This is a genomic window from Serratia sp. 121840015-1 (genome assembly GCF_053627655.1).
The window spans coordinates 129,694-156,088 of the sequence record NZ_JBSEYF010000005.1; the positions used below are offsets into that span (position 1 = coordinate 129,694).

Consider the following 26,395-nt stretch of genomic DNA (forward strand, 5'->3'; position numbering starts at 1 on the left):
TATTTTCCGCGAGGTCAGATGCCCGCAGCCGGTTCCGTGAGCGGCGTGCGGCGGCGCAGGCTGAGGCGATAGAGCAGGAAGATGGCGACCGCGCCCAGCAGCGCTGGCAGCGCCAGCCAGAGGAAGAACACTTCCGCCGATCCGGCGGCGGTCATCATCCAGGCGCCGAGCATCGAGCCGACGATCGAGCCGAAGCGGCCGTTCGCCATGGCCCAGCTGACGCCGGTCACGCGGGCTGCGGTCGGGTAAAGGGTGGCGGAGACCAGGTTCAGGCCGTTTTGCGCACCGGCCACGCCGAAGCCAATCAGGAACACGACGGCGGCCAGCGTGTAGACGTCGCCCATCAGATACCCGGTCGCGCCGATCACCAGCGCGGCGCCCAGGTAGGAGACGGCCAGCACGCGGTAGGGCCCGACCCGGTCCATCAGCAGCGCCATCAGGATGGCGCCCAGGGTGCCGCCGAGCGGCACCATCGCCCCGATGCGCGAGGCGTGGGCGATATCGTAACCGGCGTCTTTGAGGATCGTCGGCAGCCAGCTGGTGAGCAGGTAGAACACGAACAGCGAGCAGAAGAACGCCGCCCACAGCAGCAGGGTGCGCACGGCGCGCCCTTCGATAAACAGGTGCGAGATCGGCGACGTGGCCTGTGCCGGGCGCTCGTCATCGACGATGGTGACCCCCGTCCAACGCTGGCCGGTGATACGCTCGACCACCCGGCGCAGCCGGTCGGCATGTTTGGCGTTGGCGGCCATAAAGCGTACCGACTCGGGCATCTGCCAGGCCAGCAGCGGCAGCAGCGCCAATGGCGCAATGCCGCCGACCAGCAGCACGCCGCGCCAGCCGAACGCCGGGATGATCTGCCCGGCCAGCAGGCCGCCCAGGGCCAGCCCGGCGGTAAAGCCGCTCCAGCTCAGGGTGACCATCAGCATGCGGCGGCGCGCCGGTGAGTACTCCGAGCTGAGGGTAATGCAGGTCGGTATCGCCCCCCCGAGGCCAATGCCGGTGATGAAGCGCAGCAAGGTCAGGGATTCTATCGATTGCGTATAGGCCGAAGCCAGGGTGCAGCCGCCAAACACCAGCACCGCGACGAGCAGCACGCGTTTGCGGCCGATGGCGTCGGCGATCGGCCCGAACAGCAGGCTGCCGATCAACAGGCCGAACAGCCCCGCGCCGAAGGCGGGAGAGAGCTGCGAGGGGTGCAGGCCCCACTCTTCACGCAGCGCCGGGGCGATATAGCCGATGATGGCGGTATCGAAGCCGTCCAGCAGGGCGATCAGGAAACACAGGGTAAGGATGAGGATTTGATAAGGCGAGATCCTGGCGCGATCGATAATTTCGCTGATGCGAGCGGTATCTGGGCTCATGAGGGTTCCACTGTTATTAAGCTGGTGTGGGCTGGCTGAGGGGCTGTTCAGGCCGCTGTGGCTGGCATCGCGTAGAGATCCGAGTATACACCAGAGGGGGGGCGTTGCGGGGAGAGGGCGTCGATGATACTCGCCCGCCGCAGGAGGGACCTGTGGCGGGCGATTGGCAAGGTTACTTGGCTAACAGTTCACGGCGCACGATCTCGGCACCCGCACTCAAGGCATTCAGCTTGCCGCTGGCGACCTGGCGAGGCAGGGGAGCCATGCCGCAGTTGGTCGACGGATAGAGCTTGTCGGCATCGACAAACTGCAGCGCTTTACGCAGCGTAGCGGCCACTTCTTCCGGCGTCTCAACGGTATGATTCGCTACATCAATGGCGCCGACCATCACTTTCTTACCGCGAATCAGTTCAAGCAGATCCATCGGCACGTGCGAGTTATGGCACTCCAGTGAGATAATATCGATAGTAGACGTTTGCAGCTTGGGGAACGCCTCTTCATATTGCCGCCACTCTGAGCCCAGCGTCTTTTTCCAGTCGGTGTTGGCCTTAATGCCGTATCCATAGCAGATATGTACCGCCGTTTCACACTTAAGCCCCTCAACGGCTCTTTCCAGGGCGGCGATGCCCCAGTCATTCACTTCGTCAAAGAACACGTTAAATGCGGGCTCATCAAACTGAATAATGTCGACGCCGGCGGCCTCGAGCTCTTTGGCTTCCTGATTGAGGATCTTGGCGAACTCCCAGGCCAATTTCTCGCGGCTTTTATAGTGGTTGTCATAAAGCGTGTCGATCATGGTCATCGGCCCCGGCAGGGCCCATTTAATCGGCTGCTTGGTCAGCTGGCGTAAAAATTTGGCGTCTTCAACGAAAACGGGTTTTTGGCGCGAGACCGCCCCCACAACGGTTGGCACGCTCGCCTCGTAGCGATTGCGGATTTTAACCACTTCGCGTTTCTCGAAATCGACGCCGCTGAGGTGCTCGATAAACGTCGTGACGAAGTGCTGGCGCGTTTGCTCGCCATCGCTGACGATATCGATGCCGGCCAGTTGTTGCTCTGCCAGCGACAAACGCAAGGCGTCCTGTTTCCCTTCGATTAATTCTTCATTCTGCAATTTCCAAGGCGACCACAGGGTTTCCGGTTGGGCCAGCCAGGAAGGTTTAGGCAAGCTGCCGGCGGTCGACGTAGGGAGCAATATTTTCATAATAGATGACCTGTATTTGAGTGAATCAAAGCGCGTAGTGAGCAGACCATTGCTCAAGAAGAGGCTTGTAGGGTTTGATAAATTGCTCTTCCGTAAATTTCCCCTGTTCAATCGCTAACTGGCTACGCTCTTCGCGATCGTAAACAATCTTGGTTAATGAATGATCCTGGTTATTCAGGCTTGGCTGATAGCATTGCCCCGCCGCCGCGTTGGCATTGTAAATTTCAGGCCGATAGATTTTCTGGAAGGTCTCCATCGTGCTGATGGTGCCGATCAGTTCCAGATCGGTGTAATCGCTCAGCAAATCCCCGGGGAAATAAAACGCCAGGGGCGCGACGCTATTTTTCGGCATGAAGTAGCGCACCTGCAGACCCATTTTTTTAAAATACCGGTCGGTCAGCGAAGCGCCGTCTTGCCGATATTCGTCGCCCAACACCGGGTGTTGATTGCCCGTCCGATGATAGGTGTCTTTGCTGGACACGCTGAGGCAGATCACCGGCGGTTTGCTGAAATTTTCATGGTATTCGTTTGAATTGACGAAGTGTTTAAAGATATTGCCGTGCAAATCGCCGAAATCATCTGGAATGGTAAATTCCGTCGTGTTTTTATTGTGCGCCGGCAGCAAGACGCTAAAGTCGTAATCGCGCACGTAAGAGGAAAAATTGTTCCCAACGATGCCTTCAATACGCTTTTGCGTTTTTTTATCAATGATGTTGGTTTTCAGGATTTCGATCACCGGGAAGCTGGCACCCTGATCTTCAACGCGCATCTCAACCGAAATGATTTCAAGCTCAACCGAATAGCGGTCGGCCTTGGGGTTATCCCAATGCGCCAACGAATTGAAGCGATTGTTAATCATCACCAGCGTGTTGCGCAGGTTCTCCCGGCGGTTTTCCCCTCTGGCCAAATTGGCGAAGTTGGTGGTGATACGCGTACTTTCAGAAGGGTTATAGTCTTCATTGAAAGAACTGCTCTTAATCGTAAAGGCAAAGTCTCTATTCATCGTCTTATAGCATCCTGTTATATGATATGAAGGCTGGATTTATCCATTTATTTCAATGGGTTGTTTTTCTCTTTTTTTATTCAGCCGATTTCATATTGTCTGTCGTTAATGAGGTCTATTTTTGCCAGAGTCCCGCAGGGAGTGAAAGAGACTTAATTTCATTACCACATGAGCGCTGTTCATGATCTGGCGTTCGTGTCGGTTTGCCGCCGTTGCCCTGCAGCGCAAACTGCCAACTACAGGGCCGGCAACCTGGTGCAGCCTGAAAAATTACGGGTATAATCCCCCCATGACTCCACGGCTTCAGACATGAACATGACAAAACTCACCTTACAAGAGCAGATGCTCAAAGCGGGCTTGGTAACCAGCAAGAAAATGGCCAAAGTCCAAAGAACGGCTAAAAAATCACGCGTTCAGGCCCGCGAGGCCAGAGAGGCGGTGGAAGAGAATAAAAAGGCGCAGCTTGAGCGCGATAAGCAGCTGAACGAGCAGCAAAAGCAAGCCGCGCTGTCCAAAGAATACAAGGCGCAGGTGAAGCAACTGATCGAGATGAACCGCATCGTTCTGGCGAAAGGCGATATCGGTTTCAACTTCACCGACGGCAACCTGATCAAGAAAATCCTGGTGGATAAGGCGACGCAGACCCAGCTGATCAATGGCCGCCTCGCCATTGCCCGCTTGGTGGTCGAGAACCGGGAAGAGTGTGAATACGCGATTATCCCCGCGAGCGTCGCCGATAAAATCGCACAGCGCGATGCGGCCAGTATCGTGTTGCACAGCGCGCTGAGTCAGGAAGAGCAGGATGAAGACGATCCGTACGCCGACTTCAAAGTGCCCGACGATTTGATGTGGTAAGCCGCGTTCAGAACGGCGCGGCGTGACGAGCGGCGATCCGCTCTCCACGGACGGGGTGCACAAAGTCCAGCTCGCTGGCGTGCAGCATCAGCCGCGGCGTCTGTTCGGTACCCGGCAGCAGGCGCCCGCCATACAGATCGCAACCTAAAATAGGGTGGCCCAACTGCCGGCTGTGAATACGCAGTTGGTGGGTGCGCCCAGTCTCTGGGGTGAGCTGCACCCGCGTCAGCGGCAGCGAGATCCCGCCCTCCGCTTCACGATAAAAACGCTCGACGACCCGATAGTGGGAGCGGGCGGGTTTGCCGTGGAGGGCGCAAATCGACATCAGCGGGAACAGCGCCGGATCTTTGGCGATCGCCGCGTCTATGACCCCTTCGTTATCCGCCAGATGGCCGCAGAGCAGCGCGCTGTACACTTTGCTGACGGTGCGCTCGCTGAACTGCCGGCAGAGCGCGGCGTTGGCGGCTTTGTTGCGGGCCACCACCATCAACCCGGACGTGCCGAAATCCAGGCGGTGCACCAGGGCGCAGCCGGGGAAGATCTGAACCAGCCGATGGTGTACCGAATCGAGATTCTGCGGATTCTTGCCCGAGAGGCTGAGCAGCCCGGCCGGCTTATTGATCAGCGCCAGATGATCGTCCTGATAGAGGATCTCTATTTGGTCATGGCAGGGCGGGGCGATAAAGGTATCGGTGATCGTAGACATCGGGTGGCCGGCTGGAGGGTGGGTGCGGATGATAGCGAATTTCGCGTCGATGAGCGAATGCGGTTTTCGCTACACTGCGCCTCATGCCCGTTGCACCCGATGCGGCAAAGCATCGGGTGCAACGGCTGGGGCCCCGGCGGCCCTACTGCCCGTAGTAGGCGTTTTGGCCGTGTTTGCGCAGGTAGTGTTTGTCCAGCAGCTCGCGCTGCATGCTGTGAATGCCCGGCGTCAGCTGGCGCGAGAAAATGCCCATGTAGGCAATTTCTTCCAGCACCACCGCATTATGCACCGCGTTGTGGGCATCTTTGCCCCAGGCGAAGGGGCCGTGGGCATTGACCAGTACCGCTGGGATCGCGTTGGGATTGATATCGCGCTGGCGGAAGGTTTCGATGATCACGTTGCCGGTTTCCAGTTCGTAATCGTGCTCAATTTCATCCTGGGTCATCAGGCGAGTGCAGGGGATAGCGCCATAAAAATAGTCGGCGTGGGTGGTTCCCCAGGCGGGGATGTCCAGCCCGGCCTGCGCCCAGATGGTGGCGTGGCGCGAATGGGTATGGACGATGCCGCCGATATCGGCAAATTCGCGGTACAGCGCCAGATGGGTGGCGGTGTCCGACGACGGTTTTTTTGCCCCCTCGACGGTGCGGCCGCTGGCCAGATCGACCACCACCATATCCTCCGCCGTCATATGCTCGTATTCAACGCCGGAAGGCTTGATCACTACCAGACCGCGTTCGCGATCCACCGCGCTGACGTTGCCCCAGGTAAAGGTCACCAGCTTATGGCGCGGCAGATCGAGATTGGCCTCCAGCACCTGTTGTTTTAACTGAGTCAGCATGTCATGCCCCCTTGTTGCATTTTCTGTTCGATCCAGCGGCGGGCCTGAACGATCTCGGCCACCGGCTCCTCGGCTTTTTCTGTCCACATCTCAATAAGGAATGCGCCGCGGTAATTGAGGCGCTGCAGCGTGCGAAACACCTCGACGAAGTCGACGCAGCCTTCGCCAAACGGTACGTCACGGAATTGCCCCGGCGAAGTGGCGGTGACCGGGTAGGTGTCCTTCAGGTGAATGGCGGCGATGCGATCGATGCCCAGCTCCAGCTCGCGCGGCACGTCATTGCCCCAGGCGCTGAGGTTGCCGACGTCCGGATACACCGTGAACCACGGCGAGGCCAGCAGGGCATCCCAGGCTTTCCATTTACCGATCGAGTTCATAAAGGCGGTGTCCATAATTTCCACCGCCAGCATCACCTGGGCGGCGGCGGCACGGTCTACCGCCCACTGCATGCCTTCGCTAAAGCGCGCCAGCGTCCCCTCGTCCTGCTCTTCGTAATACACGTCGTAGCCGGCCAGCTGGATCGTCCGGATACCGACATCTTTGGCCAGCTGAATGGCCTGTTCCATCACGTCGAAGGCGCGCTGTCGCAGCGCCGGATCGTGGCTGCCAAACGGAAAGCGCCGGTGGCCGGAGAGGCACATCGACGGAATGCGGATGCCGGTTTCCAGCATGGCGTCCACCAGCGCCAGGCGCTGCGCCTTGCTCCAGCTCAGGCGCGCCAGACGTTCATCGCTTTCGTCCACCGACATTTCGACGAAGTCGAAGCCGCAGGCCTTGGCCAGCGCCAGGCGTTCGGGCCAGCTCAGGTGTTTCGGCAGCGCTTTCTCGTAAATTCCCAACGGGTGCTGACGCATATCATGATCTCCAGATGTCATCGATGGCGGTGCGGAACTGCCTGGCGGCCGCCGGCGGATCGCCGGCCTCGGCCAGCGCGCGGCCGGCGATAAAGGCGGTGACGGCGATCTCTTTAAACAGCGGCAGGTCGGCGGGCGTGATGCCGCCGGTCACCGACAGCGCGATGCCCAGATCGGACAGCGCCTTCATCCGATCCAAATCCTGCCGGCCCCAGGTTTGCCCGCTGGCCTGCGCGTCGCGGCCGCGGTGATAGATCGCCTGGCGAATGCCGAGGCCGCGCCATTGCCGCGCATCCTCCAATGTCCAGCGGCCGAACAGTTCGATCTGGATTTCACCGCCGTGACGCTCGGCGACCTCCCGCGCGCTGGCCATGGTGGCCAACGGCGCGGCGCAGATCACGGTCATCCAGTTCGCGCCCTGGCCGAAGGCCTGCTCGGCCAGCGTCGCACCGGCGTCGGCCACCTTGAGATCGGCCACCAGCGTGTGCTGCGGACAGCGCTCGCGCAGCGCGCTAACCGCCTGAATGCCGGCGCTGATGCACAAAATGGTACCGGCCTCGATGATGTTCACATGGGGGCTGAGGGTCTCGGCGGTGCGCAGCGCCGTATCCAAACGGGTTTGATCGAGCGCCAGCTGCAGGCGCGGTTTCGTGCTCATGGGGCCTCCTTGTTGGCGGGCTGCAGATGTTGCAATGCAGCAATCAGCGCCTGATAACGTTGGTGTTTGTGGTCGTAAGCTTCGGCAGCGGCTGCATCAGGCAGCAGCCGCTCGATACGCGGCGCCAGCCGGTGCTGGGCGGCGGTGAAATCGTTGAAGACGCCGCTGCCGACCATGGCTGCCATCGCCGCGCCCAGACAGCCGGTTTCTTCCACCTGCGGCAGCTCAACCGGCAGACCGCTGACGTCGGCGAACATTTGCATCCAGGGGAGGGATTTGGCGGGGCCGCCGGTCACGCGCAGCGCCTGCGCCTCAGGGAAACGCCGGCGCATGCGGTTAAGGTGCGTCATGTGGCAGAACACCACGCCTTCGTAGATCGCCTGCACCAGGTGCTCGCGCTGGTGGAAGGCCTGCAGACCGTAGAAGCTGGCGCTCAGCCCCAGGCCGGCGTTGGAGCCATACAGGAAAGGGGCGAACAGCAGATCGCCGGCGGCTTTCGGCAGGGCGGCGACCCAGCGGTTAAGCTGGTCGTAGTCCTGCAGCCCCCATTGGCGACAGAACCACTCCAGGTTGGCGGCGGAAGTGGGGCTGGCTTCGTGCACGATGTATTGGCCGTTTTCGGCGTGGCGGCCATAGACAAAGGGATGATCGAAACCCTCGACGATGGCGTCGGTGATGCCGCTGGTGACCGACCAGGTCCCCATCACCGCATTGAGTCGGGTTTCGTCCTGCAGGCCGGCGCACAGCGCGGTGGACACCACGTCGAACAACCCGCCGACCACCGGGGTGCCGGTTTGCAGGCCGGTGATGGCCGCGGCGTTTGCCGCGACTCGCCCGGCGATCTCGGCCGAACCGACAATCGTCGGCAGGGCGGGCATGATGTCGCCGATACCCAGCAGCTGCGCCAGCGCCGGGTCATAGCGTCCGCTGCGCATCTGATACAGGTTGGATTCGGAGATATTGGTTTCTTCACAGGCTAGCTCGCCGGTCAGGCAATAGCGCAGGTAGTCGTGCGCCATCAGCACGCTGCCGATGCGGGCGTAACGTTCCGGCTGATGCCGCTTCAGCCAGCGCAGCAGCGAGACCGGGTGCCCGGTCCACAGCGTTTGGCGCGTTTGCGGATACAGCGCCTGCGGCACGCCCTGTCGCTGCCATTCCTGCACCAGCGCCAGCGCGCGCTGATCGGAAGAGAGCATGGCGTTGCCCAGCGGCTGCCCCTGCTTATCCAGCAGAAATGCCCCCTTACCCTGCGCCGAGATGCCGATGGCCTGGATGGCGCCGGCGGCGACGCCGCTGGCGGACAGCACTTCACGGATCACGTCGGCGGCGGTGCGCCACAGCGATGCCATATCGCGCTCGGCCCAGCCGGGCTGCGGCGCGACGATCGCCAGATTGCGCCGCGCAACGCCGTGTTCATGGCCCCTGCGGTCGTATAAACCTGCCTTGATGAAGGTGCCGCCGCAGTCGAGCCCCAGCCAATATTCCATCATTCGCTCCTCGCGCTGTGGTCGCATTTATTGGGCAACATCAACGCCAGTACGGAGGCGATCGCCAACGAGGCCGCCAGGCTGTAGACGCCGACATCCTTGCTGAACAGGCTGATCAGGACGCCGACCATATACGGGCCGCAAAAGCCGCCGAGGTTGCCCAGCGCATTGATCACGCCGCGCGCGCCGCCGGCCACTTCAGCGTTGAACAATTTGGGCGGGATGGTCCAGAACACCCCGGCCGCCGCCTGAATAAACACGCCGCAGCCGACCAGCGCAGCGTAAGACCACCAGACGTGATCCTTCAGCAGCACCGACAGCGCCATGCAGGCGGCAAAGCAGGCCAGCGGCAGGGCGACGAAGACTTTGCGCTTGCCGGTGCGATCGGAGAGGGTGGAGATGATCAGCATGCCGAAGATGGCGCCGATATAGGGCAAGATAGCCAGCAGGCCCACTTGCTCCATATCGCCGTGGGTCAGCCCTTTCAAAATGGTCGGCAGCCACAGGGTGTAGCCGTAGATACCGGTCTGGTAGAAGAAATTCACCAGGATCAGCTGCCACATGATCCGGTCGCCCAGCACCCGGCGCAGCGAGGCGTTGCGCACCGTTTTTCCTTTGATCAGCAGCTGTTCGTCGTGCAGGGTCTTCACCAGATACTCTTTTTCCGCCTGCGAGATCCATTTGGCTTCCTGCGGCCGGTTGCTGATGGTGAAATACCACAGCGCCATGACTACCAGCGATAGAGCGCCCTCCACCAGGAACAGCATGCGCCAGTCCCAGGCGGTGATGATCCAACCCGACAGCGGGGCGGTGAGGATGCCGGCGATCGGTACGAACATGATGACGATGGCGTTGGCGCGGCCGCGCTCCTTATCCGGGAACCAGTTGCTGATCATGGTCAGCACCACCGGCAGCATGCCGCCTTCGGAAACGCCGAGGGCGAAGCGCAAGAACAGCAGCTGGTACTGGTTGGTGACCAGGCCGGTCAGCACCGAGATCACCGCCCAGGCCAGCAGTGACCAGCCGATGAATTTCTTGCCGTTGCCGTATACCGCCAGCTTGCCGCCGGGCACCTGCAGAAACAGGTAACCGATGAAGAAGATGCCGCCGGCCAGCCCGGCCATCGAGGCGGTGATGCCGAGTTCGTCATCCATGCCGCCGGGCATGGCGAAGGCGATGTTGACCCGGTCCATGTAAGAAATGATGCAGGTGATGAGGATCGGCGGCACGATCCTCAGCCAGCGGAGCTTGGGTATCGCCTGGCTTTGGCTGACGGAAACGGAGGCTGTATTCATAAGGACCTCTTTCGATGTTCGCTTTTTTGTAGGGTCGGGCGTTATTGTTTTGCTTGATTTGGGCGCAAGGGCGCCCGCACAGGCCTCATGGACCGGTGTTGTTATCGTTACGGGTGTTGCGTCTATCAGGCGCTAAACGACGCCAGCGGTATCTTCACCACCACCTTGCGTATCGCGCAGGGGCGTTGGTTAATGCAGGCCGGGCGATGCACGTCCTGCGGAAAAAATACCGCGAAGTTGCCGGGCCGCATCGTGAGCCAGGATTCGTCGGTCACGTCCTGATAAAACAGGATGTCGCGCTGCGCCAGCAGCTCCTGATGAATGACGTTGTCGCCGTTGTCCGCCGCTACGCCGATAAGCTCGGTACCGCTGACCAGAAACTGCACGTCGACGTTTTGCCGGTGGACTTCCGGGCGTAGCGCATCCGGTGGTTGGGTATGCAGATCCAGCACTTGCACCACGTAGCCGGTGGCGGGATCTTCATAGCGCCCTGCGGGCAAGACGCTGAAATCGGTGCGCTGCAAATAGGCGACGGCGTTGGCGACCGGCGTCGGGTACTGCTCGGGCGCGGTGTTGGCGATGTGGCCGAATATCATGATGATCCTCCCGTTACAGCGCCTGAATGCGCGCCCAGACTCGTTCGTCAACCGGAATGCCGTCGCGCAGGTTTTCTTCCAGAATGCGCGGGAACTTGTGGCCCGGCAGGCGAATGGCGACGTCGGGGTTGTCCCGTTCGGCGCTGGTGACGTAATCCATGATGCGCTGCAGTTTTTGATCGCGGCTGTCGCCGTCGATCAACCGGTCTATCTCAATCGCGATGAACACCTGCGAGACGCCGTATTCGTCGCGGTGATCTTCCGTCACTTCCGCCACCGAGGCGCCGCCGGACAGCAGGGTGGCGATCATGTCCAGCACGATCGACAGTGCCGATCCCTTCCAATACCCCATCGGCAAAATGCGCCGGTTCTCTTCGATGGTGGCCGGATCGCGGGTCAGGCGGCCGTCGTTGTCGAAGCCGCCGTCCACCGGCAGGGTTTTGCCCGCCAGCCGGTTCAGCTCCAGCGCGCCGTAGGAAAACATTGACATCGACATGTCCACCATGGTGATCGGGTTGCCGGGCACGGCGACGATCAGCGGGTTGGTGCCGATACGGCACGTTTTGGCGCCCCACGGTGGCATCACGGCGATCGAGTTGGTCCAGCAAATGCCGATATAGCCTTTCTCCGCCGCCTGCCAGCCGTAACCGCCGCCGCGCATCCAGTGGTTGGCGTTGCGCAGCGCCACCAGGCCGATGCCATGCTCGTCGGCTAACTGCATGGCGCGATCCATCATGCGGCGGGCGGTAAGGTTGCCGATGCCCTGGTGCGCATCCCATTGCTCGATCGCCCCCAGAGACAACAGTTTGCTGGGTTCGGCGTCCGGCACGATATCGCCGGCGTCCAGCTGCTGAATAAAGCGCGGAAAGCGGTTAACGCCGTGGGAGTAAACGCCGCTGGCGGTGGTGTCGGCGAACATGCCGGCGCAGTCGTCGGCGAGATGTTCCGCCACGCCGCGCGCCAGCAGCACGCGTTTGAATTGCTGTTTTAACTCGCTGTAACTCACTCTCATGCCGGTTCTCCGCCTGTGCAAATCGTCTGTTTTTGGTTCGCTAAATTTCAATATGCGAAATTGCATTTCAAATAAATGCTATCCCGGTGATTCAGGGAAGTCAAAGCAAGGGGGAGTAAAATTATTCATGAAAAACATGACGTTAAAATTGAGTGGTGATTTTGTGATCGCCGCCACGTTTTGGTGGAGATGGCGTGCTTCAGACGTGACAAAGCAGGGCGGATCAAAACCCACCCTGCGTCTTGCGAGACCCCGGTTAACCGCGGGTGTTCAGCACCATGCGGTAGAGCGAGGTGGTGGCGGTGATATAGAGTTCATCGCCGTTCGGGCCGCCGAAGGTACAATTGGAGACGCGTTCCGGCACGCTGATTTTGTCGATCTGTCGCCCCTGTGGATCAAAGACCAGCACGCCGTCGGCGCAGCTGCAAAACAGATTGCCGGCCCGATCGACGCAGAAGCCGTCCGGGAATCCGGGCCCCACTGTTGCAAAACGGCGGCCGGCTTCCAGCTCGCGGCCGTTGACCGCATAGACGCGCAGCTCGCGGCGGCCCAGCGTCGGAAAATCCACGATCGACATGTCCGCAACGTACAGCCATTTTTCATCCGGTGAAAACGCCAGGCCGTTCGGGCGCTGCAGGTCGCAGGCGGCGATGGTCAGCGAACCGTCGCGCGGATCGAAGCTGTAGAGATAGCAGCCGATTACCTGGCTTTCTGATTTGTAACCCTCTTCGTCGCCGATGATGCCGTAGGGCGGATCGGTGAACCACAGGGTGCCGTCGGAACGCACCGCCACGTCGTTCGGCGAGTTAAAGCGCTTGCCGTCGACGCGGTCGATCAACAGGCGCACCTCGCCATCGCTTTCGGTGCGGCTGATGCCGCGCCGCCCGTGTTCACAGCTGACCACGCGGCCCTCGCCGTCGCGCGCATTGCCGTTGGCATAGTGCGACGGCGAGCGGTATAGGCTCAGCTCACCCCGGCGCGACCAGCGGAACATGCGATTGCCTTTCACGTCGCTGAACACCACCGCATCCTCCTGTGGCAGCCAGACCGGCCCCTCGGCCCAGATCGCCGGTGAGCACAAACGCTCGAGCTGAGCGTGCGTGCGCAATGAATGCCGAATGCCGCCGTTCACTTCACGCCCCAGATCGCTTTGTAGTGGCCCTGGTAATCGTTTTGCGGGTCATACAGGTTATTGGCGCCGCCGTCGGCGGCGATATTGTCGCGGGTGACCAGATGCGCCGGGGTCACGTAGCCGGAAGGCGGCTGCTTGGCGAAGGCGCGGTTGAATTCGTCCAGCAGTTGCCAACCGTGCAGCTTCAAGGGCTCCGGCACCGTCGCCGACTGGCTGTCGCCCGACCGGATACGCTGGTAAGCGGAGATTGAACCGTCGCCGGCCGACACGTTGTAAGGCGCGTTCTTGCCGCCTTTGCCGGCGGTTTTCAGCGCCGGCGCCATAAAGTCGAAGTACAGATCGTTGATCGCCAGCGCATATTGGAATTTGTCGCCGTACTTCTGCAGCAGGCTGAAGGTCATCGCCGGCATGCGGTTGGCGGTATCTGCCAGCGGCGTGTCGATGAATTCCAGCAGCGTACAGCCGCTGCATTTGGCGATCTCTTCTTTCATGACGTTGGCCTTGTCCAAGGCGATTTGGTACAGCGAGTCGGTGAAGATCAACACGCTCGCCTTGCCGCCGGACTGCACCACCGCGTATTGCGCGGCGATGCGTGCCACTTCGTTGGAATCCGACGTGACGTTATAGAACACGTTGTATTTGGCGATGGGGCCCGGTTCCGGCACCGCATGCCAGGCGGTCAGCACGATGCCCTGCTGTACGGCCTTTTTCAGCGGGATCTTGGCGACGTTAGGGTTCCAGCCGCCGATCACGATGCCGTCCGGTTTCTGGGCGATGGCCTGATTGAGCGATGCCAGCTGATCTTTCACCGAGCCGCCGCCGTCGAGCGTTTCCAGCTTCCAGCCGGCGGCTTTTGCCGCTTCGCTCAGCCCCTGTTGCACCCCTTGCACGCCGCCGTTCTTCATGTCGGAGGCGATAAAAATGATCTTCTTGTTGGCCTGCAACTGCGGGCCGCTGGTGGGGCCGTCCCACTGGGTGGCGCTGGCGGTAGCCTTCGCGACGGCGGCGGTGGCCTGATCGAGATAGGCGTCGGCCCAGGCCGGCGATGCGGCGAGCAAGAATGTGGTGAACCCCGGTAACAGCCAAATGCGTTTCATGGTGTGCTCCTGGTTTAAGGGTGGGTCGCTGTCTGATTGTTGTTGTCAGCCGGCGTCGCCTGGCTGCGTTGTACCGCTTTCTGATTGAGCAGCCGACGGCGTTGGGCATAGCCGGCCAGAGTGATCGACAGCAACAGCGTCGCGCCGTTGAACAGCGGCTCGACCCAGAATTCGCCGCCGAACTGCTGAATGCCGGCGATGCCGATAGCCAGAATGGCGATGCCGACCACGGTGCCCCAGACGTTGACGCGCCCTGGGCGAATGGTGGTGCTGCCGAGGAAGGCGCCGACCAGCGCCGGCAGCAGATAGTCCATGCCGACGCTGGCCTGGCCGACGCCCTGTTCGGCGGCGATCAACACGCCGCTGAAACCGGTGAGCACGCTGGAGGCGATGAAGGCGCCGATGGTAAAGCGGTTGACCGAGATGCCGTTCAGGCGCGCCGCCGCCGGGTTGCCGCCCACCGCATACATGCAGCGGCCGAGCGGGGTGTGTTCGGTGATGAGCCACAGCACCACCGCGACGATCAGCACGTAAAACGCCACGATCGGAATGCCGGCGATCTCGGTGTGGTGCAGCGCGATGAAGGCATCCGGCAAGTCGCCGACGATCTGCCGCCCGCCGGAGTGCCACAGGGCAATGGCGTACAGTACGGTGCCGGAGCCGAGGGTGGCGACGAAGCTGTCGATATCGGCCAGCGCCACCAGAATGCCGTTCAGCAATCCGTACAGCGCCGAGATCGCCAGCACCGTCAGCACCGCCATCTGCCAGGAGAAGCCGTATTCCACCTGCAGCGTGATCGCCAGAATGTGCCACAGCACAATGCCGAAACCGACGTTAAGATCGATCTTGCCCACGATCATCGGGATGGTCGCCGCCAGCGCCAACAGGGCGATTTTGGCCTTGCTCGACAAGATAGCCTGCAGCGTCAGCATCGATGCGAAGGAGGGGGTGAGCAGTGAGAACAGCACGACCAGCGCGATGCACAGCAGCAGCAGGCCATAGCGGGTGAGAACCTGCATCAGCCAGGGGCCGGCACCGTCCTGCGCCAGACTGACGCGCTGCTCCAGCGCGGTTGATTTAACGGATGTTTTAGACATGGCCTACCTCGGATTCTGACGTGATTGCGACGCTTTCCCCGGTGCTGGCAGAAGCCAGCTCCAATAAATTGGCGAATGACACCTGCTGATTTTTCAGCTCGCCGACCACTTTCCCGCGGTTGAATACCAGTGCGCGGTTGCAAATATGGGCGATCTCCTCGAAATCGTTGGAGATAACCAGCACCGCCACGCCTTCCGCCAGGGATTTATTCAGCAGATGATAGATTTCCGCTCGCGCGCCGACGTCCACGCCGGCGGTGGGATCTTCCAGGATCAGCAGCGGTGCCCCCAGATGCATCCAGCGCGCCATCACCACCTTTTGCTGGTTGCCGCCGGACAGTGCGCTGATATCGATATTGACGTCCTTGGGGCGTACGTCGAACAGCTGCACCTTCCACCAACTGGCGCCGATCTCCGCTCGCCGCCCGTAGCGGGAGAGCAGCCGGTGGCCGCTGGCGCAGGGGTTGATAAACAGGTTTTCACGCACGCTCATCGACATCACCAGGCTTTCGCCGGTGCGATCGCCCGCGACCAGCGAAATGCCGCAGGCCATTGCCTGCTGTGGGGAGCTCGCCTGATAGGGCCGATCGCGAAACCGAATCGCGCCGCCGTCGGCCTGGCGCAACCCGAACAGCAGCCGGCCGATCTCTTCTTGCCCGGCCCCGCGCAGACCGGCCAGCGCCAGCATCTCGCCCGGCTGCAAATCGAAGCTCACCGGGCCGATGTCGCCCACCGTGACGCTATCGAGCTGCAACACCGGCGGACGATGTTCCGGCAGCGGTTCGCGCTGATCGTCCGCCATCGCTTCGCCGACGATGGTTTGCACCAGATCGCGCAGCGAGTAGTCGGCGGTGCGGCCGCCGGCGACATAGCGCCCGTCGCGCATTACGCAGACCCGATCGGCGATTTCGATCACTTCGTCCAGGCGATGGGTGACGTAAATCATGCCGACCTTTTTGGCGCGCAGCCGGTTGATCACGGCGAACAGATGACGCACGTCGTTGGCGGGCAGGGAGGCGGTGGGTTCATCCAGCACCAGCAGCTCGGCATTGACCGCCACCGCGCGGGCGATCGCCAGCAGCGATTTTTCGGTGCGCGACAGTTCGAAGACGCGCGCATCGGGATCGAGCGCGATGCCGACGTCGTGCAGCGCCTGCGCCGCCCGGCGGCGAATGGCGCGCCAGTCGATCAACCCAAAGCGGCGGGGAAACCCCATCACCAGCGCCATGTTTTCCGCCACCGTCATCCATTCAATCAGGCCGAGATCCTGATGAATAAAGGCGATCGGCTGGCGGCTGGCGCTTTTTATCGCGGCGGCGGAGGTGATGCTTGCGCCCTGAAAACGAATATCGCCGCCGTCGCGCGGGTAGACGCCCGCCAGCACTTTGATCAGCGTCGATTTGCCGGCGCCGTTTTCGCCCAGCAGCGCCAGAACCTCGCCCGGCATCACCTGCAGGCTGACGTCGTTGACCGCCACGTTGCCGCCAAATCGTTTGACGATGTGGCTGAGGGTAAGGATGGGTTGTGCCGCATTATCGATAGTCATGTGATGCGCCCCTGGTGTTGCGCCCGTGCGAAGATGCCGGGCAAATCAGCTAAACCGCTGGTGAGTATCTGGCCTTTAAATTTCAACATACGAAATTCAATTTCAAAAATAATATGACGTTCGTTGCGCTAAATCAAAGGCGATGAGGTTTTAATTGTTGATATTAAACAATGAGTTATTTTTTACTTTGCGGAAGTGTGACCGATGGCTCACTTCAATGAGGGGGAAATATTGCGGATTTTTGGCCTGCTGCGGACAATGAAACGGCGTTCCGTCTTCACCTGATGCAGGCCTTGGGGTAACATGCCCGGCAAAGAGCCTGCTGACTTCGCCGCAGCGCCGGTTGGCGGTTCGACACTGGAGAGATTTTCGCTATGAGCCTGAAAGCCGTCGACGAGAAAGATGACAAGAAAGACAAACCGCTGGGCAGCCAAAGCCTGTTCCGCGGTTTGCAGTTGATTGAGATCCTGAGCAATTTCCCCAACGGATGTCCGCTGGCGCATCTGTCCGAGCTGGCCGGCATGAACAAGAGCACGGTGCACCGCTTGCTGCAGGGGCTGCACACCAGCGGCTATGTGACCCAGGCGCCGTCGCCGGGCAGCTACCGCCTGACCACCAAGTTCATTTCCATCGGCCAGAAGGCGCTGTCGTCACTCAATATCATTCACGTGGCCGCGCCGCATTTGGAACAGCTGAACCTGGAAGTGGGGGAGACGGTCAACTTCTCCAGCCGCGAAGACGACCACGTCATCCTGATCTACAAGCTGGAGCCGACCACCGGCATGATGCGCACCCGCGCCTATATCGGCCAGCATATGCCGCTGTACTGTTCGGCGATGGGGAAAATCTTCATGGCCTACGGCAACGACGATTACCCGGCCCACTACTGGCAGACCCATCAGCAGGAGATTCAGACGCTGACGCGCAATACCATCACCGAGCTGCCGAAGATGCATGAGGAGTTGGCCGATATTCGCCAGCGCGGCATGGCGATGGATCGCGAGGAAAACGAGCTGGGGGTCTCCTGCGTGGCAGCACCGGTGTTCGATATTCAACAGCGTGTGCCTTATGCGGTGTCAGTTTCTCTGCCGACCGCCAAACTGCAGCAGATCGGCGTCAAAAGCCTGATTAAACCGGTGCTGGCCACCGCGCAACGCATCTCGCAGGAGCTGGGTTTCGTCACGCCGATTTGAGTATTAGCGTCGCTGATACTGGATTAGAAACATCAATTTCACCTAATGATCGCTTCCTCGTATGATGGGCGTGTTGACCGACACGCGCCCTCGTCCGGCGCCTTTTATCATTCGAGGAATCCCCATGTTAGCCGTCTTCCTGCAGGGCTTTGCCCTGAGCGCCGCCATGATCCTGCCGCTGGGCCCGCAGAACGTATTCGTGATGAATCAGGGCATTCGCCGCCAGTATCATTTGATGATTGCTTCGCTGTGCGCATTGAGCGATATCGTGCTGATCTGCGCCGGTATTTTCGGCGGCAGCGCCTTGCTTACCCGCTCACCGCTGCTGCTGGCGCTGGTCACCTGGGGCGGGGTGGCGTTTCTGCTGTGGTACGGGTGGGGCGCGTTCCGTTCCGCCTTCAGCCCGCAACCGGCGCAGGCTGCGGCGCAGGAGCTGGCGCAGAGCCGCTGGCGCATCGTGGTCACCATGCTGGCGGTCACCTGGCTGAACCCGCACGTTTATCTGGATACCTTTGTGGTGCTCGGCAGTTTGGGCGGGCAGCTGACGGCGGACGTGCGCTCCTGGTTCGCGCTCGGGGCGGTCAGCGCGTCGGCGGTGTGGTTCTTCGGGCTGGCGCTGCTGGCCTCCTGGCTGGCGCCGTGGCTGAACACGCAGCGGGCCCAGCGCATCATCAACGCGCTGGTCGGGCTGGTGATGTGGGGCATCGCGCTACAGCTGGCCTGGCAGGGGGCAAATTTATAAGAATTTGTCACTAATCCGAATTCAAAACGCCGCGCGATATGCTACGTTTGATGCCAGGAATCCGGCGGTTCTCACAGGGAAAAGCCGGCGATCAGAGACAGCCTGTCATTAAGGAGACACTGTGAAGCTAAAAGCATTGGCTATGGCCGCAATGGTCGGATTAGGGACGTTACCGATGGCGCTGCAGGCGGCTGAAGTGCCTGAAGGGCCGCATGTCGTCACCTCCGGCACCGCCAGCGTGGACGCCACGCCGGATATCGCCACCCTGGCGATCGAAGTGAGCGTTTCCTCCAAAGACGCCGCCCAGGCGAAGAAGCAGGTGGACGAGCGCGTGGCGCAGTACTTTGATTTCCTGCAGAAAAATAACATCGAGAAGAAAGACATCAGCGCCGCCAATCTGCGCACCCAGCCGGAATATGACTACCTGAAAACCGGCGAGTCGGTGCTGAAGGGCTACCGGGCGGTGCGCCAGGTGCAGGTGACCCTGCGTCAGTTGGACAAGCTGAACGAGCTGCTGGACGGCGCGCTGAAATCCGGCCTGAACGAGATCCGCGCGGTGGAGCTGGGTGTGGCCAAACCGGACGTGTATCGCGAGCAGGCGCGGCAAAAAGCGATCGAGAACGCGACTCAGCAGGCCGAATCCCTGGCCAAAGGCTTCCACGCCAAGCTGGGGCCGGTGTACAGCATTCGCTACCGGGTCGCCAACTACCAGCCGATGCCGGTGGCGCGGATGTATAAGGCGGCCGGTGCGGCGGCGGAAAGCGACGCGGCGCAAACCTATGAGCAGCAAAGCATTCACTTCGACGATCAGGTGGATGTGGTGTTCGAGCTGCAGCGCAACGCCGCGCAGTAAGGTGTTCGTATTGAAGAAAAGGTTCGCTGCGGCGAACCTTTTTTCGTTTTAATCCTGGCGCAGCACCTGGTGGCCGTGTTCCAGCAGCGCGTCGGTCACTTTGCGCATCATGCGGCTTTCCGGCGCGAAGCGGTGCCAGTACAGCATGCGGCGCTGGTACAGCCCCGGCGTCAGATCGATCAGTTCACCGGATGCCAGCTCCTTTTCGATCTGCAGGTGAGGGATCATACAGCAGGTTGTGCCCTGGCGTGCCAGCTGCACGAAGGCTTCCGACGAGTTCACGATGTGGCAGGGCACGCTGCCCGGCGACAGATCGAAGTTCTGCTGCAGGAACGCCTGGTGCATGTCGTCGAGATGATCGAAGGCCACCGCCGGCGCTTTCAGCAGCGCGGAGCGGGTGACGCCGTTCGGGAAGTAGCGCTCGGCGAAGCCGCTGGAGGCCACGAACAGGTAGTCCAGCGCCCCCAGCCGATCCACCAGGCAGCTCGGCAGCGGCTGCGGCTGAATACTCACCGCGCCCACCACCTCACCGCGGCGCAGCCGCTCCTGGGTGCGGGTTTCATCTTCCACCTGCAGATTCAGGCGAATGGGGGAGTCCGCCAGCACCGGCTTCAGCGCCGGCAGCAGCCAGGTTGCCAGACTGTCGGCGTTGACCGCCAGCGACAGCAGCAGCGGCGTATCGACGCCGGTGTCGTTGCCCAGCCACTCTTCTTCCAGCAATTCCACCTGATGCAGCAGCGCCAGCAGCTTTTGCCCTTGTTCGGTCGGGCGCGGCGGCACGGTACGAACCAGCAGCGGTTGGCCGAACAGGTTTTCCAGCTGTTTGATGCGTTGGGATACTGCCGATTGCGTGATACAGAGTTTTTGAGCGGCGCGCTCGAAGCCGCGCTCACGGATCACCGCGTCCAGCGCTTGCAGCGTACGATAGTCTGGGCGTTTCATCGGAAAGATATCCCTTAAATTAGAATGATACCGGCACTATGCCACATTTTGCGCACGGCGCAGGTGGAAAATCACGCCCCCACCTCGCCGCCAAGCGGGTAAAAATGCGGGCTGCGGTAAATAAGTGTGATCCTGCCGGCGTGAAAAACAGCGTTTTACCCTATAATACGCACACGTTTTCGTACAGAGGCAAGGGACATATTATGACGCAGGATGAACTGAAAAAAGCGGTGGGTTGGGCGGCGCTGGAATACGTGACGCCGGGCACCATCGTCGGGGTCGGCACCGGCTCTACCGCCGCCCACTTTATTGACGCGCTGGGCTCCATCAAGCACCAGATCGAAGGCGCGGTGTCCAGCTCCGACGCCTCCACCGCCAAGCTGAAAAGCCTCGGCATCCACGTGTTCGACAGCAACGAAGTGGACTCGCTCGATATCTACGTGGACGGCGCGGACGAAATCAACGGCCATATGCAGATGATCAAGGGCGGCGGCGCTGCGCTGACGCGCGAGAAGATCATCGCCGCCATCGCCAAGAAATTCATCTGCATCGTCGATGCCAGCAAGCAGGTGGACGTGCTGGGCAAGTTCCCGCTGCCGGTGGAAGTGATCCCGATGGCCCGCTCTTACGTGGCGCGTGAGCTGGTGAAACTCGGTGGCCTGCCGGAGTATCGTCAGAACGTGGTGACCGACAACGGCAACGTGATCCTCGATGTGCATAACCTGAGCATCACCGACGCCATCGCGCTGGAGAACAAGATTAACGGCATCGCCGGCGTGGTGACCGTGGGGCTGTTCGCCAACCGCGGCGCGGACGTGGCGCTGGTCGGCACCCCGGAAGGCGTGAAAGTGGTCAAATAAGCCTCCGCCGTCTGTGGCCCGGTAGCGCCGGGCCGCATAATTCTTCGGTTAAAATATCTTTTCTGAAAAACGGCAAATTTGGTGACTTATGTCACATTGTGAAACCTGACTCCCCAAAGCTTCTGCCGAAAACTTTCCCTATGGCATTTTCTGCCGTAAACCGCCATCAACGCTGCGCCTTGTCCTGCCGGGCAGGCAATCGTTTGTATTGCCGCCCGCGTTATTTTTGTTATGTTGGATGGGAGCTGTGTCGTCACAGCCGCTTCTGAAGTCTGAACATAGGGTCGGGTAAATGGCAAAAGTATCATTGGAGAAAGACAGGATTAAATTCCTGTTGGTGGAAGGGGTTCATCAGAGCACGGTCGATAATTTACGTGCCGCCGGTTATACCAACATCGAATACCACAAGGGTGCGTTAGACACCGAATCGCTGAAGGCATCCATCCGCGATGCACACTTCGTCGGCATCCGATCGCGTACGCATCTGACCGAAGAGGTGTTTGCCGCCGCAGAAAAACTGGTGGCGGTGGGCTGCTTCTGCATCGGCACCAACCAGGTTGATCTGAAAGCGGCGACCAAACGCGGTATTCCGGTCTTCAACGCCCCCTTCTCCAATACCCGATCCGTGGCCGAAATGGTGCTGGGCGAGCTGCTGTTGATGCTGCGCGGCATTCCGGCCGCCAACGCCAAGGCGCACCGCGGCGTGTGGCACAAACTGGCCGTGGGCTCCTATGAGGCGCGCGGTAAAAAGCTGGGTATCATCGGCTACGGCCATATCGGCACCCAGCTTGGCATTCTGGCCGAAGGGCTGGGCATGAAGGTGTTCTTCTACGATATCGAGAACAAGCTGCCGTTAGGTAATGCGCAGCAGGTGCGCCATCTGTCCGATCTGCTCAATATGAGCGACGTGGTGACGCTGCACGTGCCGGAAACGCTGGCCACCAAGAACATGATGGGAGCGGAAGAGCTGGCGCTGATGAAACCAGGCGCCATTCTGATCAACGCCTCGCGCGGCACCGTGGTGGATATTCCCGCGCTGTGCGATGCGCTGGCCAGCAATCACCTGGCGGGCGCGGCGATCGACGTCTTCCCGGAAGAGCCGGCAACCAACAGCGATCCGTTCAACTCGCCGCTGTGTGAGTTCGACAACGTGTTGTTGACGCCGCACATCGGCGGCTCCACTCAGGAAGCGCAGGAGAACATCGGCGACGAAGTGGCCGGCAAGCTGGCGAAATACTCCGACAACGGATCGACCCTGTCCGCCGTCAACTTCCCGGAAGTGTCGCTCCCGGCGCATGGCCCGAACGCCAGCCGCCTGCTGCACATCCACGAAAACCGTCCGGGCGTGCTGACGCAGATTAACCAGATCTTCGCCGAAGAGGGGGTTAACATCGCCGCGCAGTATCTGCAAACCGGGCCGGAAATCGGCTACGTGGTGATCGACATTGAAGCGGAAACCGCGCGCGCCGACGCCGCGCTGCAGCGCATGAAGGCCATCGACGGCACCATTCGCGCCCGTCTGCTGTTCTGATTAGGCGGCATGCCGCAACGAAAAAGGCCGGAGCGATCCGGCCTTTTGCTATTTAGGTTCGTGCCACGCCCAGCTGCAGAGCGGGGTGAGGATTTCCGGTAGCGGGATATCCCAGTGCTCGGTCGGCAGGTGCTCCACCTGCTGGCAATCATGGGCCAGCCCGATGGGATAGGGGCCGTCGCTCTGCCAGTTTTGCAGGGTGCGATCGTAAAAGCCGCCCCCCATACCCAGACGCTGCCCGGTATGATCGAATGCCACCAGCGGCGTCAGCACGACGTCCAGCTCGCCCAGCGGCAACACCTGGCGCACATCGAGGCGCGGTTCGAGAATATTGAAGCGATTGCGCACCAGCGGCGTTTCCGGCGCATAGCGCAGGAACAGCAGATGGCCCGGGCTGAACGGGTGCAGCACCGGCAGGTAAACCCGTTTTCCGAGCGTCCACAGTTGCTCTATCAGCGGCCCGGTGTCGAGTTCACCGTCAAACGACAGGAATACCGCGATGCTGTGCGCCGCCTGAATGCGTGCATGTGCGGCAAGGCGCTCGGTTATCTTGTCTGCGGCAAAGCGTTGCTGATCCGGCGTAAGTTCGCGTCGGCGTTGGCGAATGAGTTGGCGAATGGCTTGGCGCTGCTGCGCGAATTGGGGTTGAAAAGGCATCGTATCAGGCTTGCTCAGTGTGGCGTTCGGCACACATAAACCGCTGAGAAGGGGAATCTCCGAGATGCCGTCGCAGGCTGTAACCCTTGAACCCATGGTTCAAGGTGAACGTGCCGTCGCAATCTTAAGGCTTCTCGGCGCACCGAGCGTGCTCACCGATCGCGGAGCAACACATTCTGTTTGTACTAAATATCGGCTCAGGGGACTGGCCCGCTGGCGAACATCTCAGAGAAATTTTGTACTCGTTGCCGAAACTGTGATTTCAACAACTTAAGTTATTCGAATTGTGCATCCTGACGTTCAGAGATGCGACCTTGTTCAAGCAGCGCTTGTTCAATGGTCTGCTGCAGCATCCGTATGCGTTGTTCCATATTGGACGCATAGTCACGGGTTTTCAACCGTTCTTGAGCAAGTTCGTGACAGACGTTCAATGCCGCGATGAAAACCAGTTGCTCAGTATTGGAGACTCTAGTGCGAACTTTAAGATCTTGCAACCGTTGGTTAAGATCGTCCGCCGCCATATTCAACGCATCTTGTTGTTCTGGCGGGCAATTGACTCTTAACGAGCGGCCAAAAATTTGAATATCTACCGGTTGTGCAGACATGCCACCTTCCTGCCTAAATTTCGCGCCAGCCTTGTCCGCCCTGGCCGGGCCGTCAAAGCGGGCGCCACTATATATACCTCGGTACCAAGATACAACCCCTTTTTCAGTACCTGGTTGTAATCTACTGTGGCGCACATTGCCAGTCAAAAAAGGGTTTCAAAATGCGTATTTACCGCACTTTCGCCACCCGACGGCGCAGTGTGAAACCTGCCACATCGCGATTATAACTAGCCACTGAGGTGTCGCGCTTATCTGGTATAGCGACGGACCTTGGTGGTAGCATAACACGAACTTATCCTGCCAACGATGACGAATGCGCATGTCTATACAGAATACATTTCCAAGTTACCAATCTTTGACCGTGGCCCTCAACCAGCAGTCGGTGGCGCTGACCGCGGCAGAAATGCATGGCCTGATCAGCGGCCTGTTGTGCGGCGGCAGCCGTGATGCCGGCTGGCAGGCGCTGGTGCACGATCTGACCAACGAAGGCGTCGCCTTCCCGCAGGCGCTCAGCCAACCGCTGCAACAGCTGTATGAAGTGACGCGCGAAACGCTCGAAGACGACGAATTCCTGTTCCAACTGATGCTGCCGGAAGGGGAGATCGTCAGCGTGTTCGATCGCGCCGACGCGCTGGCCGGTTGGGTCAACCACTTCCTGCTCGGCCTGGGGATGATGCAGCCGAAGCTGGCCCAGGTGAAAGACGAAGTTGGGGAAGCGATCGACGATCTGCGCAACATCGCGCAGCTGGGCTACGACGAAGACGAAGATCAGGAAGAATTGGAACAGTCGCTGGAAGAAGTGGCGGAGTATGTGCGGGTTGCCGCCATCATGTGCCACGGCGAATTCACCCGTCACAAATCAACGGCGCCGGAAAACATCAAACCGACGTTGCACTAAGCGTCTTATCGCCCCTCCGCCGGCGGTGCGGATGGCATGATTTCAGGAGAAGGTAATGACTCAGCAGGAATTCAACAACCGCCGTCAGGCGCTGTTGGCGAAAATGGCGCCGGCCAGTGCGGCGGTTATTTTCTCTGCGCCGGAAACGACGCGCAGTGCAGATTCAGACTATCCCTATCGGCAGAACAGCGACTTTTGGTACCTGACCGGCTTCAATGAGCCGGAGGCGGTGCTGGTGCTGATCAAAAGCGACGAAACGCACAACCACAGCGTGTTGTTCAACCGGGTGCGCGATCTGACGGCGGAAATCTGGTTTGGCCGCCGCCTGGGGCAAGACGCTGCGCCGGCGAAGCTGGGCGTGGATCGCGCGCTGCCGTTCGATGAAATCAATGACCAGCTGCACCTGCTGCTCAACGGCCTGGACGTGGTCTACCATGCGCAGGGCGAATATGCCTACGCCGATCAGATCCTGTTCGGCGCGCTGGACAAGCTGCGCAAGGGGTTCCGCCAGAACCTGCAGGCGCCGGCCACCGTGACCGACTGGCGGCCGTGGCTGCACGACATGCGCCTGTTCAAATCGCCGGAAGAGCTGGCGGTGATGCGCCGCGCCGGTGAGATCAGCGCGCTGGCGCATACCCGCGCGATGGAAAAATGCCGCCCTGGCATGTTCGAATACCAGCTGGAAGCGGAGATTCACCATGAATTCACCCGCCTCGGCGCCCGCTACCCGTCTTACAACACCATCGTCGGCAGCGGCGAAAACTGCTGCATCTTGCACTACACCGAGAACGAGAGCCAGATGCGCGACGGCGATTTGGTGCTGATCGACGCCGGCTGCGAGTATCAGGGGTATGCCGGCGACATTACCCGCACCTTCCCGGTCAACGGCAAGTTCAGCAAGCCGCAGCGCGCGGTGTACGACATTGTGCTGGCGTCGCTGCTGCGCGCTTTGGCATTGTTCAAACCCGGCACCAGCATCCGTGAAGTCAACGACGAAGTGGTGCGCATCATGGTGGTCGGGCTGGTGGAACTGGGCGTCTTGAAAGGTGAAGTCGACCAGCTGCTCGCCGAACAAGCGCACCGGCAGTTCTTCATGCACGGGCTGAGCCACTGGCTGGGCCTCGACGTGCACGACGTCGGCCACTACGGCACGCCGAGCCGCGATCGGCTGCTGGAGCCGGGCATGGTGCTGACCGTGGAACCGGGGCTGTACATTGCGCCGGATGCGGACGTGCCGGCGGAATACCGCGGCATCGGCATCCGCATCGAGGACGACATCGTGATCACCGCCGACGGCAACGAAAACCTGACCGCCACCGTGGTGAAAGACGCCGATGCCATCGAGGCTTTGATGGCGGCGGCAAGGTAAC

26 protein-coding genes and 1 other RNA gene are annotated in these 26,395 nt (G+C 60.6%); 8 read left to right on the plus strand and 19 right to left on the minus strand.

Going from position 1 to position 26,395, the window contains the following annotated elements:
• Nucleotides 1–14: 14 nt before the first annotated feature.
• From ACUXAC_RS20655 to ACUXAC_RS20665, 3 genes are all read right to left on the minus strand, one after another.
• Nucleotides 15–1,364, minus strand: coding sequence for an MFS transporter (locus ACUXAC_RS20655; protein ID WP_421115162.1), 1,350 nt, complete (start codon nt 1,362–1,364; stop codon nt 15–17).
• 172 nt (nt 1,365–1,536) lie between these two features.
• Nucleotides 1,537–2,568 (minus strand): methionine synthase, encoded by a 1,032-nt coding sequence (locus ACUXAC_RS20660; protein ID WP_141966737.1) that lies wholly within the window; start codon nt 2,566–2,568, stop codon nt 1,537–1,539.
• Nucleotides 2,569–2,593: 25 nt separating this feature from the next.
• Complete coding sequence (locus ACUXAC_RS20665) at nt 2,594–3,571, minus strand: DUF1852 domain-containing protein (protein WP_421115163.1); 978 nt, start codon at nt 3,569–3,571, stop codon at nt 2,594–2,596.
• Nucleotides 3,572–3,886: 315 nt separating this feature from the next.
• Between ACUXAC_RS20665 and ACUXAC_RS20670 the strand changes: the two genes are divergently transcribed.
• Nucleotides 3,887–4,426, plus strand: a complete 540-nt coding sequence (locus ACUXAC_RS20670) for a DUF2058 domain-containing protein (RefSeq protein ID WP_033635867.1) — start codon at nt 3,887–3,889, stop codon at nt 4,424–4,426.
• Between the two features lie 7 nt (nt 4,427–4,433).
• Here the strand turns inward: ACUXAC_RS20670 and ACUXAC_RS20675 are convergent, their stop codons facing one another.
• The 12 genes from ACUXAC_RS20675 to ACUXAC_RS20730 form a co-directional block, all read right to left on the minus strand.
• A complete protein-coding gene (locus ACUXAC_RS20675; protein ID WP_187321693.1) occupies nt 4,434–5,132 on the minus strand; it encodes an RluA family pseudouridine synthase in 699 nt (232 codons plus the stop codon).
• 142 nt (nt 5,133–5,274) lie between these two features.
• On the minus strand, nt 5,275–5,970 hold the full coding sequence (gene araD / locus ACUXAC_RS20680) for an L-ribulose-5-phosphate 4-epimerase (protein WP_025304171.1): 696 nt from the start codon (nt 5,968–5,970) through the stop codon (nt 5,275–5,277).
• Nucleotides 5,964–6,824, minus strand: a complete 861-nt coding sequence (locus ACUXAC_RS20685; protein ID WP_049232336.1) for an L-ribulose-5-phosphate 3-epimerase — start codon at nt 6,822–6,824, stop codon at nt 5,964–5,966. The genes araD and ACUXAC_RS20685 overlap by 7 nt, the downstream gene beginning before the upstream one ends.
• A 1-nt stretch (nt 6,825) precedes the next feature.
• Nucleotides 6,826–7,482 carry a 3-keto-L-gulonate-6-phosphate decarboxylase UlaD gene (gene ulaD / locus ACUXAC_RS20690; protein WP_387445310.1) on the minus strand — a complete coding sequence of 219 codons (657 nt, stop codon included), beginning with the start codon at nt 7,480–7,482 and terminating at the stop codon, nt 6,826–6,828.
• Nucleotides 7,479–8,969, minus strand: a complete 1,491-nt coding sequence (locus ACUXAC_RS20695; RefSeq protein WP_387445309.1) for an FGGY-family carbohydrate kinase — start codon at nt 8,967–8,969, stop codon at nt 7,479–7,481. The genes ulaD and ACUXAC_RS20695 overlap by 4 nt, the downstream gene beginning before the upstream one ends.
• Entirely contained in the window at nt 8,969–10,264 is a 1,296-nt protein-coding gene (locus ACUXAC_RS20700; protein ID WP_060422782.1) for an MFS transporter, read from the minus strand. The genes ACUXAC_RS20695 and ACUXAC_RS20700 overlap by 1 nt, the downstream gene beginning before the upstream one ends.
• A gap of 125 nt (nt 10,265–10,389) precedes the next feature.
• Nucleotides 10,390–10,860 carry a YhcH/YjgK/YiaL family protein gene (locus ACUXAC_RS20705; protein WP_049199283.1) on the minus strand — a complete coding sequence of 157 codons (471 nt, stop codon included), beginning with the start codon at nt 10,858–10,860 and terminating at the stop codon, nt 10,390–10,392.
• Nucleotides 10,861–10,873: 13 nt separating this feature from the next.
• Nucleotides 10,874–11,872, minus strand: coding sequence for a 3-dehydro-L-gulonate 2-dehydrogenase (yiaK, locus tag ACUXAC_RS20710; RefSeq protein ID WP_025304165.1), 999 nt, complete (start codon nt 11,870–11,872; stop codon nt 10,874–10,876).
• A 256-nt stretch (nt 11,873–12,128) separates the two neighbouring features.
• Nucleotides 12,129–13,004: an SMP-30/gluconolactonase/LRE family protein gene (locus tag ACUXAC_RS20715; protein WP_197828328.1), complete on the minus strand. Its 876-nt coding sequence runs from the start codon at nt 13,002–13,004 to the stop codon at nt 12,129–12,131.
• A complete protein-coding gene (locus ACUXAC_RS20720) occupies nt 13,001–14,101 on the minus strand; it encodes an ABC transporter substrate-binding protein (RefSeq protein WP_025304163.1) in 1,101 nt (366 codons plus the stop codon). The genes ACUXAC_RS20715 and ACUXAC_RS20720 overlap by 4 nt, the downstream gene beginning before the upstream one ends.
• 14 nt (nt 14,102–14,115) lie before the next feature.
• Nucleotides 14,116–15,198 (minus strand): ABC transporter permease, encoded by a 1,083-nt coding sequence (locus ACUXAC_RS20725; RefSeq protein ID WP_016930014.1) that lies wholly within the window; start codon nt 15,196–15,198, stop codon nt 14,116–14,118.
• Entirely contained in the window at nt 15,191–16,744 is a 1,554-nt protein-coding gene (locus ACUXAC_RS20730; protein ID WP_387445306.1) for a sugar ABC transporter ATP-binding protein, read from the minus strand. The genes ACUXAC_RS20725 and ACUXAC_RS20730 overlap by 8 nt, the downstream gene beginning before the upstream one ends.
• A gap of 374 nt (nt 16,745–17,118) precedes the next feature.
• On the opposite strand from ACUXAC_RS20730, the gene ACUXAC_RS20735 reads away from it, so the two are divergent.
• The 3 genes from ACUXAC_RS20735 (at nt 17,119) to ACUXAC_RS20745 (ending at nt 19,532) form a co-directional block, all read left to right on the plus strand.
• Nucleotides 17,119–17,937: an IclR family transcriptional regulator gene (locus ACUXAC_RS20735; protein ID WP_049199270.1), complete on the plus strand. Its 819-nt coding sequence runs from the start codon at nt 17,119–17,121 to the stop codon at nt 17,935–17,937.
• 124 nt (nt 17,938–18,061) lie between these two features.
• A complete protein-coding gene (argO, locus tag ACUXAC_RS20740; RefSeq protein ID WP_004931603.1) occupies nt 18,062–18,679 on the plus strand; it encodes an arginine exporter ArgO in 618 nt (205 codons plus the stop codon).
• Nucleotides 18,680–18,800: 121 nt separating this feature from the next.
• Nucleotides 18,801–19,532 carry an oxidative stress defense protein gene (locus ACUXAC_RS20745; protein WP_025160209.1) on the plus strand — a complete coding sequence of 244 codons (732 nt, stop codon included), beginning with the start codon at nt 18,801–18,803 and terminating at the stop codon, nt 19,530–19,532.
• A 48-nt stretch (nt 19,533–19,580) separates the two neighbouring features.
• Here the strand turns inward: ACUXAC_RS20745 and ACUXAC_RS20750 are convergent, their stop codons facing one another.
• Nucleotides 19,581–20,474: a LysR family transcriptional regulator ArgP gene (locus tag ACUXAC_RS20750; RefSeq protein WP_004931613.1), complete on the minus strand. Its 894-nt coding sequence runs from the start codon at nt 20,472–20,474 to the stop codon at nt 19,581–19,583.
• A 203-nt stretch (nt 20,475–20,677) separates the two neighbouring features.
• Between ACUXAC_RS20750 and rpiA the strand changes: the two genes are divergently transcribed.
• Nucleotides 20,678–21,334, plus strand: a complete 657-nt coding sequence (gene rpiA, locus ACUXAC_RS20755; RefSeq protein WP_025304157.1) for a ribose-5-phosphate isomerase RpiA — start codon at nt 20,678–20,680, stop codon at nt 21,332–21,334.
• Nucleotides 21,335–21,626: 292 nt separating this feature from the next.
• Nucleotides 21,627–22,865 carry a phosphoglycerate dehydrogenase gene (serA, locus tag ACUXAC_RS20760; RefSeq protein ID WP_025304156.1) on the plus strand — a complete coding sequence of 413 codons (1,239 nt, stop codon included), beginning with the start codon at nt 21,627–21,629 and terminating at the stop codon, nt 22,863–22,865.
• 48 nt (nt 22,866–22,913) lie between these two features.
• Here the strand turns inward: serA and ACUXAC_RS20765 are convergent, their stop codons facing one another.
• The 3 genes from ACUXAC_RS20765 to zapA form a co-directional block, all read right to left on the minus strand.
• Entirely contained in the window at nt 22,914–23,522 is a 609-nt protein-coding gene (locus ACUXAC_RS20765) for a 5-formyltetrahydrofolate cyclo-ligase (protein ID WP_060441302.1), read from the minus strand.
• Nucleotides 23,523–23,574: 52 nt separating this feature from the next.
• Nucleotides 23,575–23,757, minus strand: a non-coding RNA gene (ssrS, locus tag ACUXAC_RS20770) — 6S RNA.
• Nucleotides 23,758–23,797: 40 nt separating this feature from the next.
• A complete protein-coding gene (zapA, locus tag ACUXAC_RS20775; RefSeq protein WP_004931621.1) occupies nt 23,798–24,127 on the minus strand; it encodes a cell division protein ZapA in 330 nt (109 codons plus the stop codon).
• 319 nt (nt 24,128–24,446) lie between these two features.
• On the opposite strand from zapA, the gene ACUXAC_RS20780 reads away from it, so the two are divergent.
• Nucleotides 24,447–25,025 carry a YecA/YgfB family protein gene (locus ACUXAC_RS20780; protein WP_100396848.1) on the plus strand — a complete coding sequence of 193 codons (579 nt, stop codon included), beginning with the start codon at nt 24,447–24,449 and terminating at the stop codon, nt 25,023–25,025.
• 55 nt (nt 25,026–25,080) lie between these two features.
• Nucleotides 25,081–26,394: a Xaa-Pro aminopeptidase gene (pepP, locus tag ACUXAC_RS20785; RefSeq protein ID WP_342121496.1), complete on the plus strand. Its 1,314-nt coding sequence runs from the start codon at nt 25,081–25,083 to the stop codon at nt 26,392–26,394.
• The last annotated feature ends 1 nt before the right edge of the window (nt 26,395 follow it).

Excerpts from the sequence above, each read along its gene's own strand:
- ACUXAC_RS20780 (WP_100396848.1), top strand. The coding sequence starts at position 24,447 with ATGTCTATACAGAATACATTTCCAAGTTACCAATCTTTGACCGTGGCC.
- rpiA (WP_025304157.1), top strand. The coding sequence starts at position 20,678 with ATGACGCAGGATGAACTGAAAAAAGCGGTGGGTTGGGCGGCGCTGGAA.
- ACUXAC_RS20725 (WP_016930014.1), bottom strand. The coding sequence starts at position 15,198 with ATGTCTAAAACATCCGTTAAATCAACCGCGCTGGAGCAGCGCGTCAGT.
- ACUXAC_RS20700 (WP_060422782.1), bottom strand. The coding sequence starts at position 10,264 with ATGAATACAGCCTCCGTTTCCGTCAGCCAAAGCCAGGCGATACCCAAG.
- ACUXAC_RS20655 (WP_421115162.1), bottom strand. The coding sequence starts at position 1,364 with ATGAGCCCAGATACCGCTCGCATCAGCGAAATTATCGATCGCGCCAGG.
- ACUXAC_RS20750 (WP_004931613.1), bottom strand. The coding sequence starts at position 20,474 with ATGAAACGCCCAGACTATCGTACGCTGCAAGCGCTGGACGCGGTGATC.
- ACUXAC_RS20765 (WP_060441302.1), bottom strand. The coding sequence starts at position 23,522 with ATGCCTTTTCAACCCCAATTCGCGCAGCAGCGCCAAGCCATTCGCCAA.
- ACUXAC_RS20670 (WP_033635867.1), top strand. The coding sequence starts at position 3,887 with ATGACAAAACTCACCTTACAAGAGCAGATGCTCAAAGCGGGCTTGGTA.
- ACUXAC_RS20660 (WP_141966737.1), bottom strand. The coding sequence starts at position 2,568 with ATGAAAATATTGCTCCCTACGTCGACCGCCGGCAGCTTGCCTAAACCT.
- ulaD (WP_387445310.1), bottom strand. The coding sequence starts at position 7,482 with ATGAGCACGAAACCGCGCCTGCAGCTGGCGCTCGATCAAACCCGTTTG.
- ACUXAC_RS20735 (WP_049199270.1), top strand. The coding sequence starts at position 17,119 with ATGAGCCTGAAAGCCGTCGACGAGAAAGATGACAAGAAAGACAAACCG.
- ACUXAC_RS20685 (WP_049232336.1), bottom strand. The coding sequence starts at position 6,824 with ATGCGTCAGCACCCGTTGGGAATTTACGAGAAAGCGCTGCCGAAACAC.
- argO (WP_004931603.1), top strand. The coding sequence starts at position 18,062 with ATGTTAGCCGTCTTCCTGCAGGGCTTTGCCCTGAGCGCCGCCATGATC.
- ACUXAC_RS20720 (WP_025304163.1), bottom strand. The coding sequence starts at position 14,101 with ATGAAACGCATTTGGCTGTTACCGGGGTTCACCACATTCTTGCTCGCC.
- ACUXAC_RS20730 (WP_387445306.1), bottom strand. The coding sequence starts at position 16,744 with ATGACTATCGATAATGCGGCACAACCCATCCTTACCCTCAGCCACATC.
- ACUXAC_RS20705 (WP_049199283.1), bottom strand. The coding sequence starts at position 10,860 with ATGATATTCGGCCACATCGCCAACACCGCGCCCGAGCAGTACCCGACG.
- ACUXAC_RS20665 (WP_421115163.1), bottom strand. The coding sequence starts at position 3,571 with ATGAATAGAGACTTTGCCTTTACGATTAAGAGCAGTTCTTTCAATGAA.
- ACUXAC_RS20675 (WP_187321693.1), bottom strand. The coding sequence starts at position 5,132 with ATGTCTACGATCACCGATACCTTTATCGCCCCGCCCTGCCATGACCAA.
- yiaK (WP_025304165.1), bottom strand. The coding sequence starts at position 11,872 with ATGAGAGTGAGTTACAGCGAGTTAAAACAGCAATTCAAACGCGTGCTG.
- serA (WP_025304156.1), top strand. The coding sequence starts at position 21,627 with ATGGCAAAAGTATCATTGGAGAAAGACAGGATTAAATTCCTGTTGGTG.
- zapA (WP_004931621.1), bottom strand. The coding sequence starts at position 24,127 with ATGTCTGCACAACCGGTAGATATTCAAATTTTTGGCCGCTCGTTAAGA.
- araD (WP_025304171.1), bottom strand. The coding sequence starts at position 5,970 with ATGCTGACTCAGTTAAAACAACAGGTGCTGGAGGCCAATCTCGATCTG.
- ACUXAC_RS20695 (WP_387445309.1), bottom strand. The coding sequence starts at position 8,969 with ATGGAATATTGGCTGGGGCTCGACTGCGGCGGCACCTTCATCAAGGCA.
- pepP (WP_342121496.1), top strand. The coding sequence starts at position 25,081 with ATGACTCAGCAGGAATTCAACAACCGCCGTCAGGCGCTGTTGGCGAAA.